Here is a 9,488-nt window from a genome sequence, read left to right on the forward strand (position 1 = left end):
CGTACGTCACGTTTCGCGGCGACGTTAGCAGTGATCGGACGTTCGGCCGGCGCGGCCGTTTCGGGGGCACGGGAGCCGTAGGCTGTTTGCGTGCTCTTGCTCGCTCTGGATACCGCCACCCCCGCCGTCACCGTCGCGCTGCACGACGGCACGGACGTCGTCGCCTCCTTCGCCCAGGTGGACGCGCGCCGCCACGGTGAGCTGCTGCTGCCGGCCGTCGACCGGCTGCTCGCCGGCGCCGGGCTCCGGCTCGACGCGGTCACCGCGATCGTCGTCGGCGTCGGCCCCGGCCCCTACACGGGGCTGCGCGTCGGCCTGATGACCGCCGACACCTTCGGACTCGCGCTCGGCGTGCCCGTGCACGGCCTGTGCACGCTCGACGGGCTCGCGTACGCGTCGGATCTGGAGGGACCCTTCGTGGTGGCGACCGACGCCCGCCGCAAGGAGGTCTACTGGGCCCGCTACGCCGACTCCCGCACGCGGCTGTCGGGCCCCGCCGTGGACCGGCCCGCCGACATCGCCGACGAGGTGGCCGGACTGCCCGCCGTCGGCACGGGCGCGCTGCTGTACCCGGACGTCTTCCCCGACGCGCACGAGCCCGAGCACGTCAGTGCCGCCGCGCTCGCGGCGCTCGCCGCCGAGCGGCTGGCGGCGGGCGAGGAGCTCCCGGCCCCGCGCCCGCTGTATCTGCGCCGGCCGGACGCCCAGGTGCCGAAGAACTACAAGGTGGTCACGCCCAAGTGACCGAGACCGCCACACCGCCCGGACAGCCCGTGCTGCGCGAGATGCGCTGGTGGGACATCGAGCCCGTGCTGGAACTGGAGAAGGACCTCTTCCCCGAGGACGCCTGGTCGCGGGGCATGTTCTGGTCCGACCTGGCGCACGCCCGCGGCCCCGAGGCGACCCGCCGCTACCTCGTCGCCGTCGACCGGCGCCGCGCAGGCGCCGGCGCCGACGGCGACAGCGGCCATGACGGCGCCACCGGCAACGGCACCGGTGACGGCGAGGGGGTCGTCGAGCGGATCGTCGGGTACGCCGGTCTGGCCGCCGCCGGGGACCTCGCCGACGTCCAGACCATCGCCGTCGCCCGCGACCACTGGGGCACCGGCCTCGGCGGCCGGCTGCTGACGGAGCTGTTGCGCGCGGCGACCGCGTTCGAGTGCGCCGAGGTCATGCTGGAGTGCAGGATCGACAACGTCCGCGCCCAGAAGCTCTACGAGCGCTTCGGCTTCGAGGCCATCGGCTTCCGCCGCGGCTACTACCAGCCGGGGAACGTGGACGCCCTGGTGATGCGCCTGACCGACCCGACGACATCCGTAGCCGGAACACAAGGAACCGAGACCCATGGCTGACGAACCCCTCGTACTGGGGATCGAGACCTCCTGCGACGAGACCGGCGTCGGCGTCGTGCGCGGCACGACCCTGCTGGCGGACGCGATCGCCTCCAGCGTCGACGAGCACGCCCGCTTCGGCGGGGTCGTGCCAGAGGTGGCCTCCCGGGCCCACCTGGAGGCGATGGTGCCGACCATCGACCGGGCGCTGAAGGAAGCGGGCGTGAGTCCCCGGGACCTCGACGGCATCGCGGTCACGGCCGGCCCCGGTCTCGCCGGCGCCCTGCTGGTGGGCGTCTCGGCGGCGAAGGCCTACGCCTACGCCCTCGGCAAGCCGCTCTACGGCGTCAACCACCTCGCCTCGCACATCTGCGTGGACCAGCTGGAGCACGGCGCGCTGCCCGAGCCGACGATGGCGCTGCTGGTGTCGGGCGGCCACTCGTCCCTGCTGCTCTCCACCGACATCACCTCCGACGTCCGTCCCATGGGCGCGACCATCGACGACGCGGCGGGCGAGGCCTTCGACAAGATCGCCCGGGTGCTGAACCTGGGCTTCCCGGGCGGCCCGGTCATCGACCGCTACGCGCGCGAGGGCGACCCCTCGGCCATCGCGTTCCCGCGCGGCCTCACCGGCCCGCGCGACCCGGCGTACGACTTCTCCTTCTCCGGGCTGAAGACGTCGGTGGCCCGCTGGATCGAGGCGAAGCGCGCGGCGGGCGAGGAGGTGCCGGTGCGGGACGTGGCGGCTTCCTTCCAGGAGGCGGTCGTCGACGTCCTGACCCGCAAGGCCGTGCGGGCCTGCAAGGACGAGGGCGTCGACCACCTGATGATCGGCGGCGGGGTGGCGGCGAACACCCGGTTGCGGGCCCTGGCCCAGGAGCGCTGCGAGGCCGCCGGCATCCGGCTGCGGGTCCCGCGCCCCAAGCTGTGCACGGACAACGGCGCGATGGTGGCGGCGCTGGGCGCGGAGATGGTGGCCCGGGGGCGGGCCGCGTCGAGCTGGGACCTGTCGGCGGACTCCTCGCTGCCGGTGACCGAGCCGCACGTGCCGGGCCGCCCGCACGACCACGACCATGTGCACGAGATCGCCAAGGACAACCTGTACTCATGAGGGCCGTGTCGTGAGCGTCGCGCTGATGTGGGAGGCCCGGGCGGTCGACGGGCGGGGCGGGGACCTGCTGGCGTGGGCGCGGGCGCAGGAGCTGTCGCCGCGGCCGCTGCGCCGGGAGACCTTCCGGGCCCCGCAGGACCGGGTGCTGGTGATCACCTGGTGGGACGCCGGGTACGACGAGACCGGGCTTCCCGAACTGCCCGAGCCCGACGGGGAGCTGGTGACCCGGGCGGTGCACCGGTGGCGTTTCGAGTCCGTGGAGTCCGTGGAGTCCGTGGAACCGGTGGACTCGGTGGAGCCGGCGGGGGACGAGGTCTGACGGCCTCGGCCGGTGGTCGGCCGGCGGGCGGGTCCGGCGGCCGGGCGCCCGCCGGTCAGGGCTCGGCGGTCTCCGCTTCCAGGGAGGCCCGGGTGGCGGCGCCGTAGACGCCGGACTCGTCCCGCAGGATGCCCCGGGTGAGCTGGTATGTGCCGACCGCGGCCTGGACCTGGCGGCTGTACACGCCGTCGGCCCGGCCGTCGTAGGAGCCGATCCGGCTCAGGCGGGTCTGGAGTTCGGCGACCTCGGGGCCGGTGTCGCCCAGGCGGAGGACCGGCGGCGCGGACTGCGTGGGGCCGGGCGCGGGGGCTGCGGTGCCGGTCGCGTCGGCGGACGGCGTCGGGGACGGCTCGGCGGACCGGGAGGGCGTCGCCGGGGCCGGGGCGGAGGCCGACGGGCTCGTGGAGCGGGAGGCGGTCGCCGACGGCCGGGCCCGGGAGGCCTGGGCCGACGGCCGTCCGGCGGTCGTGACGCTCTCGGACGTCTCGACGGGCACCGGCGCCCGGACGCCTTTGGCCGAGGAGCCGTCCCGTACGGGACCGTGGTACACGAGGAAGACGGCGAGCACGGCCGCGGTGACGGCGGTCGCGAGCAGTCCGGCGAGGACCAGCAGCCGCACACGGCGGCGGCCGGGCCGCCGCGCGTCGGACGGAGGATCGCCGACCGGGACGTCGGGACGTGCGCCGGAGTGGGCTTCGGGAGTCGCCCGGGGCGGTGCTTCGGGAGCGGAAGGCGTCCGGGCAGGTGCTTCGTGAGCCGCGTCGCCGGGCGGATCCAGGTCGTCGCCGAGCACGACGAAGGGCCGGATCCGCACCGGATCGAAGTCCTCGGCGGCCGCCGCCTGCGCCGTGCGGTCGCTGCGGTGGGCGTCGGACGCGAGCCGGGCGCAGACGCATCCCGGGGCGCCGTCGGCGGCCCGGGGCGCACCGCACAACGGGCAGACGCCACGCGGCGGTTGACTCACCTGAGGCCCTTCTCCGACCGGGCTCCACATCTTATTCATATCTTCGACGCGGGATCTTCCCCCCACCCCACCCCACCGCACCGCACCGCACCGCCCCGCATCTCCCGTCCCGCGCCGGGCGGCGTCGGAGGCGGTGCGTACGGCCGGGGTGCCGGCGCGCCGGCACACGCCGGCATGCCGCCACCCCGGGCGGCGTCTCAGGGGTGCACGACCTCCACGTCGCAGTGCAGCCGCCGTTCGACGCCGACCTCGCGCACCGGTCCGGTCAGCCGTACCCGCGCCACCTCCCGCACGTCCGCGCTGGACGCCGCCAACCGCAGTTCCAGCGCCCCGGGTTCGACGATCCGCCGGCCGTCGCGGCCGGTGAACGCCGACAGGTCGGCGTGGAAGCGGAAGACGACCCGCGCCGACTCGCCCGCCGCCAGCTCCAGCCGCCGGTAGCCGATCAGCCGGACGTCGGGGCGGGTCACGCTCGCCACCGGATCGTGCAGATACAGCTGGACGACCTCCGTGCCCGCCCGGTCTCCGGTGTTGCGCACGGTGACGGCGGTCTCGCAGGAGCCGTCGGTGGCGATCTCCGCGTCGGCGCCGGTGAAGTCCTCCCAGGCGAACCGCGTGTACGTGCGCCCGTGCCCGAAGGCGTACAGCGGGGTCGGATCCAGGCTGCTGACCTCGCCCGCCAGGCCCAGCGGCGGCTGGAGGTAGGTCCAGGGCTGGCCGCCCGGCACGCGCGGGACGCTCACCGGGAGGCGGCCCGAGGGGTTCACCCGGCCCGACAGCACGCCCGCCACGGCGGGACCGCCCTCCTCGCCCGGGAAGAACGCCTGGACGACCGCCCCGAGCCGCCCGTGCCAGCGGCCCAGCGCGTAGGGGCGGCCGGTGAGCAGGACGAGGACGACCGGCACGCCCGTCGCCACCAGCGCGTCCAGCAGCTCGCCCTGGACGCCCGGCAGGCGGAGGTCGGCCACGTCGCAGCCCTCGCCCGAGGTGCCGCGGCCGAACAGGCCGGCCCGGTCGCCGAGGACGGCGACGCACACGTCCGCCTCCGCCGCGCGCGCGACGGCCTCCGTGAAGCCGGAGGGGTCGGGGTCGGAGACCCCGCAGCCTTCCGTGAACGTCACCTTCGCGTCGGGCAGTTCGGCCCGCAGCGACTCCAGCAGGGTCGGGATCTCGATGCCGGTCTCCACCTCGGGGTGGTGCGGCAGGACATGGGAGGGGAAGGAGTAGCAGCCGAGCATCGCGAGGGCGTCCGCCGCCCGAGGGCCCACCACCGCGACCCGGGTGTCGGGCGCGAGGGGGAGCAGGGCGTCGGGGTTGTCCAGCAGGACCACCGACTCCTCCGCCAGCCGGCGGGCCAGCACGCGGTTGGCCGTCGGGTCGAGCTCGACCGACTCGGCGGTCCCGGGCCGCCAGTCCTCGTCGAGCAGGCCCAGTTCGCACTTCTGGAGCAGCACGCGGCGGGCCGACCGGTCGACCAGCTCCTCCGCCACCTCGCCCGCGCGGACGGCCTCGACCAGGGACGCGCCGTAGTACTTCACCGTGGGCAGTTCGACGTCGACGCCGGCGGCCAGGGCGAGGCCGGCCGTCTGCGCGGGGGTGCCCGCGACCCGGTGCAGGGTCTGAAGGAAGCCGATGCCGAAGTAGTCGGCGACGACCGTGCCGGTGAAGCCCCACTCCTCGCGCAGCAGCCGGGTCAGCAGCTCGGGGTCGGCGGAGGCCGGGACGCCGTCGCGTTCGGTGTAGGCGGCCATCACCGAGCGGGCGCCGCCCTCGCGCACCGCCATCTCGAAGGGCGGCAGCGTCACGTCCGCGAACTCGCGGGTGCCCGCCCGCACCGGGGCCAGGTTGCGGGCCCCGGCCGAGGAGGCGTACCCGGCGAAGTGCTTGAGCGTGGCGACCACCCCGGCCGCCTCGAGCCCGCGCACGTAGGCCGTGCCGACGGTGCCCACCAGGTACGGGTCCTCGCCGATCGTCTCCTCGACCCGTCCCCAGCGCGGGTCGCGGACGACGTCCAGGACGGGGGCCAGACCCTGGTGGACGCCGACCGCGCGCAGGTCGCGGCCGATCGCCCGGCCCATCTCCTCCACCAGCGGCGGGTCGAAGGCGGCGCCCCAGGCCAGCGGCACCGGATAGGCGGTGGCCCGCCAGGCGGTGAATCCGGCCAGGCACTCCTCGTGGGCGACCGCCGGGATGCCGAAGCGGCCCGCGGCGGCGATCTGCCGCTGGGCGTGGGCCAGGGCGCGGGCGCCGAGGCCGGGCTCCACGGGCGCGGTGCCGAAGGAGCGGGTCAGCTGGCCGAGCCCGCGGGTGATCAGCTCGTCGAAGTCCTCGGCGGGGTCGGCGGTCATGTCGTGCTGGTGGGGGGCGACTCCGTCGCCGTCCGTCGCGGCGCCCACCCACACGCCGTACAGCTGGGCCGTCTTCTCTTCCAGGGTCATCCGGGAGAGGAGGTCGTCGACGCGGGCGGCGGCGGGCAGGGCGGGGTCACGCCAGGGGGCGGTGGTCATGAAACTCCTGTCAGAGGTCGGTGAGCCACCAGAGGGCCAGCGAATCCGGGGATCCTGTGCGAGCTTGTACGCGGGTCGTACGAGCTTGTACGAATGTTTCGAGCTGTACTTCGAATGTTCCGGGAACCTATGGCGTCCTACCAGGTTCGTCAAGAGGTCGCGTGGCGATACGATCGCCGCCATGACACCCTCGGAGCCCGTGGAAACGCGGACAGAAGCGCGGCCGACACAGACCGCGACCCTCGCGGAGATCGCCCGCGAGGCCGGCGTATCGGCACCGACTGTTTCGAAGGTCCTCAACGGGCGGGCCGACGTCGCCCCCGGCACCCGCACCCGCGTCGAGGAGCTGCTGCGCGCCCACGGCTACCGGCGCCGCCGCGCCGAGGCGACCCGCTCGCCGCTGATCGACCTGGTCTTCCACGAGCTGGAGAGCGCCTGGGCGATGGAGGTCATCCGGGGTGTGGAGAACGTGGCCCGCGACGCCGGGCTGAGCGTCGTGCTGAGCGAGAGCGCGGGGCGGCTCACCCCCGGACGGACCTGGGCCGACCAGGTCGCCGCCCGCCGCCCGCACGGCGTCGTGCTGGTGCTGTCCGGGCTGGACGAGTCCCAGCGGGCGCTGCTGACCAGCCGCTCCATCCCGTTCGTGGTGATGGACCCGGCCGGCGACCCGGGCGCGGACGTGCCGTCCATCGGGGCGACGAACTGGCAGGGCGGCCTCGCCGCCACCCGGCACCTGGTGGAACTGGGGCACCGGCGGATCGGGGCGATCAGCGGGCCGTCGCAGATGATGTGCAGCCGGGCCCGCATCGACGGCTACCGGGCCGCCCTGGAGACGGCCGGGCTGCCCGTCGACCAGGCGCTGATCAAGACCGGCGACTTCCACCACGAGACCGGCTACCGCCTCGGCCGCGAGCTCCTCGACCGGCCCGACCGGCCCACCGCCGTCTTCGCCGGCAACGACCTCCAGGCCCTCGGCTTCTACGAGGCCGCGCGGGAACTGGGGCTGCGCATCCCGGAGGACGTCAGTGTCGTCGGCTTCGACGACCTGCCGGTGGCCCGCTGGGTGGGGCCGCCGTTGACGACCGTGCGGCAGCCGCTGACGGAGATGGCCGAGGCGGCCGCCCGGCTGGTCCTCGAACTGGCCCGGTCGACGTCGCGCGAGGCGCCGACCGCGACCCGGGTGGAGCTGGCGACCAGCCTGGTGGTGCGCACGAGCACCGGGGCGCCGCCGGCCGGGTAGGGCGGGACGGCGGCCGGGGGGCCGGGCGGACCCCGGCCGGGTCCGGCCGGAGCGGGACCTTCCTACCGGCCGGGGCGGGAGAGCCGGCCGGAGGGAGCCCGGTCGAGGAGCGGCGCACATCGGGGGAGTGAGAGCCCGGTCGCGGGCGCGGGCGGGGGGCGTGGCCGGAAGGTGACACGGGACCGGCGGGGAATCGGCCCCCACCCGCCACCGAAGTCAATCGGTTGAACGACCGAAACTTTCGGAGGTCTCCCGCCGGGAGATCCTCCAGTCGTCGACGTCGTCGGCGAGCGGCGGGGGCCCGGGATTTTCACGGGAAATTCGGCTCACGGCCGTCTTCCTAACAGTCCGCTCATGATTCGGACGTACGTTCCTGCCCGTGACGCGACTCAGGGAGCACGGCGACGACGGCGAAGACGGCGAGAACGGCGAAGGCGGCGCCGGTGGAGCGGACGGCGCCGGCGGTGCGGGAGCGGGCCGGCGGCCGAGAGTGCTGAAGGCCGCGGGCCTCGTCCTGGCCGCCGCCCTGGCCGTGGGCGCCGCGACGGCGGGCTGGGCCTACCGCCACCTCGACGGCAACATCAACGGCGTCGACATCGACAACGCGCTCGGCGACAACCGCCCCGCGAAGGCGGTCGGCACCCCCGCCCCCGCCACCTCGGCCGCCCCGCCGCCCACCGGGGCGACGAACATCCTGGTGCTGGGCTCGGACTCGCGCAGCGGCGCGGAGAACCAGAGGCTCGGCGGCGGCGACAGCACCGGCGCACGCTCCGACACCGCGATGGTCGTGCACGTCGAGGCCGGCCGGAAGACCGCCACCGTCGTCAGCATCCCGCGCGACACCCTCGTCACCCGCCCCGCCTGCCCGCTGCCGGGCGGCGGCTCGACGGCCGTGGCGTACGGCGCGATGTTCAACACCGCCTACTCGGTCGGCGGCCCCGTCTGCGCCGTCAAGACCGTCGAGTCGGTCACCGGCGTGCGCATGGACCACTACGTCGAAGTCGACTTCTCGGGCTTCGCCCGGCTCGTCGACGCGCTCGGCGGGGTCACCGTCACCACCGACGAGGACATCGACGACGACGACAGCCATCTGCACCTGCGGGCCGGCGTCCATCATCTGAACGGCACGCGAGCCCTGGCGCTGGCCCGCACCCGGCACGGCATAGGCGACGGCAGCGACCTCGGGCGCATAGGCCTCCAGCACAGACTCGTGAAGGCCCTGCTGGAGCGGATCGCCGCCACCGACCTCCTCACCCACCCGGTCCGGCTGTACGCGGCCGCCGACGCGATCACCGGCAGTCTCACCACGGACACCGGTCTGGACTCCCTGGGCGAGCTGACGGAACTGGGCCGGAGCCTGGCGGGACTGTCCGCCGACCGCGTCCGGACGGTCACCATGCCCGTGGTGGCGGCCCCCTCCGACCCCAACCGCGTGGTGGCCCGGGAACCGGCGGCCGGCGCACTGTGGAAGTCGCTGCGCTGAAGCCGGCGAAAAAAGTTTCGCGGGCGGTGTCGATCCGGCCCGCACCCGTTCGACGCAGGGGTGAGAGGCCGGGAGGGACCCGGCTCATCGGACCCGAGGAGTCACCATGCCCCGTTACCTGTCGATGGTGCGGATCGACGAGAACAACGCCCCCGCGGAGGGTCCGAGCCCGGAGCTGATGCAGCGCATGGGCGAGCTGATCGAGGAGATCACCAAGGCCGGCGTGATGCTGGAGACCGCCGGGCTGACCCCGACCGCGCAGGGCGTCCGGGTGCGCTACGAGGGCGGGAAGATCTCCGTCACCGACGGCCCCTTCACCGAGACCAAGGAGGCCGTCGGCGGCTACGCGATCATGCAGTGCAAGGACCTGGCCGAGGCCGTCGAGTGGACCAAGCGGTTCCTGAAGGTGCACGAGGAGTTCTGGACGGTGACCTGCGAGGTGCGGGAGATCGCGGAGGGCTGAGTTCGCCTTGGCCCGGACGCCCGGCAGGTGTTCGATGGGGGGTTGTGGAACAACAGCCCCCCTCGAACCC

The 9,488-nt window shown here is 74.6% G+C and carries 9 protein-coding genes; 7 read left to right on the forward strand and 2 right to left on the reverse strand.

All coding sequences use genetic code 11. From position 1 onward, the window contains the following. Window positions 1–90 precede the first annotated feature (90 nt). Genes tsaB through KMS84_RS15385 form a run of 4 tightly spaced genes read left to right on the forward strand, consistent with a single transcriptional unit; the run spans window position 91 to window position 2,761 of the window. On the forward strand, window positions 91–744 hold the full coding sequence (tsaB, locus tag KMS84_RS15370) for a tRNA (adenosine(37)-N6)-threonylcarbamoyltransferase complex dimerization subunit type 1 TsaB (protein WP_256916762.1): 654 nt from the start codon (window positions 91–93) through the stop codon (window positions 742–744). A 41-nt stretch (window positions 745–785) separates the two neighbouring features. Continuing rightward, window positions 786–1,352, forward strand: coding sequence for a GNAT family N-acetyltransferase (locus KMS84_RS15375; protein ID WP_256916772.1), 567 nt, complete (start codon window positions 786–788; stop codon window positions 1,350–1,352). Beyond that, window positions 1,345–2,442, forward strand: a complete 1,098-nt coding sequence (tsaD, locus tag KMS84_RS15380; protein WP_256916763.1) for a tRNA (adenosine(37)-N6)-threonylcarbamoyltransferase complex transferase subunit TsaD — start codon at window positions 1,345–1,347, stop codon at window positions 2,440–2,442. The genes KMS84_RS15375 and tsaD overlap by 8 nt, the downstream gene beginning before the upstream one ends. A gap of 10 nt (window positions 2,443–2,452) precedes the next feature. Then, a complete protein-coding gene (locus KMS84_RS15385) occupies window positions 2,453–2,761 on the forward strand; it encodes a hypothetical protein (RefSeq protein WP_256916764.1) in 309 nt (102 codons plus the stop codon). A gap of 55 nt (window positions 2,762–2,816) precedes the next feature. On the opposite strand, the gene KMS84_RS15390 is transcribed toward KMS84_RS15385, so the two are convergent. Both KMS84_RS15390 and KMS84_RS15395 read right to left on the reverse strand, forming a co-directional pair. Then, window positions 2,817–3,725, reverse strand: coding sequence for a peptidoglycan-binding domain-containing protein (locus KMS84_RS15390; RefSeq protein ID WP_256916765.1), 909 nt, complete (start codon window positions 3,723–3,725; stop codon window positions 2,817–2,819). Window positions 3,726–3,922: 197 nt separating this feature from the next. Next, window positions 3,923–6,232, reverse strand: a complete 2,310-nt coding sequence (locus tag KMS84_RS15395; RefSeq protein ID WP_256916766.1) for a beta-xylosidase/alpha-l-arabinosidase — start codon at window positions 6,230–6,232, stop codon at window positions 3,923–3,925. 181 nt (window positions 6,233–6,413) lie between these two features. Here KMS84_RS15395 and KMS84_RS15400 point away from each other — a divergent pair, with 181 nt between their 5' ends. From KMS84_RS15400 to KMS84_RS15410, 3 genes are all read left to right on the forward strand, one after another. Next, window positions 6,414–7,472 carry a LacI family DNA-binding transcriptional regulator gene (locus tag KMS84_RS15400; RefSeq protein WP_256916767.1) on the forward strand — a complete coding sequence of 353 codons (1,059 nt, stop codon included), beginning with the start codon at window positions 6,414–6,416 and terminating at the stop codon, window positions 7,470–7,472. A gap of 490 nt (window positions 7,473–7,962) precedes the next feature. Continuing rightward, window positions 7,963–8,955 (forward strand): LCP family protein, encoded by a 993-nt coding sequence (locus KMS84_RS15405; protein WP_256916773.1) that lies wholly within the window; start codon window positions 7,963–7,965, stop codon window positions 8,953–8,955. Between the two features lie 106 nt (window positions 8,956–9,061). Then, the gene (locus KMS84_RS15410) at window positions 9,062–9,418 is read left to right on the forward strand and encodes a YciI family protein (protein ID WP_256916768.1); all 357 of its coding nucleotides are present in this window, start codon (window positions 9,062–9,064) and stop codon (window positions 9,416–9,418) included. Window positions 9,419–9,488 lie beyond the last annotated feature (70 nt).

The sequence above is a fragment of the Streptomyces hilarionis genome (genome assembly GCF_024539675.1).
Lineage (GTDB): Bacteria > Actinomycetota > Actinomycetes > Streptomycetales > Streptomycetaceae > Streptomyces > Streptomyces hilarionis.

Coding starts and splice junctions, on each gene's coding strand:
- KMS84_RS15400 (WP_256916767.1), top strand. CDS start 6,414: ATGACACCCTCGGAGCCCGTGGAAACGCGGACAGAAGCGCGGCCGACA.
- tsaD (WP_256916763.1), top strand. CDS start 1,345: ATGGCTGACGAACCCCTCGTACTGGGGATCGAGACCTCCTGCGACGAG.
- KMS84_RS15410 (WP_256916768.1), top strand. CDS start 9,062: ATGCCCCGTTACCTGTCGATGGTGCGGATCGACGAGAACAACGCCCCC.
- KMS84_RS15375 (WP_256916772.1), top strand. CDS start 786: ATGCGCTGGTGGGACATCGAGCCCGTGCTGGAACTGGAGAAGGACCTC.
- KMS84_RS15395 (WP_256916766.1), bottom strand. CDS start 6,232: ATGACCACCGCCCCCTGGCGTGACCCCGCCCTGCCCGCCGCCGCCCGC.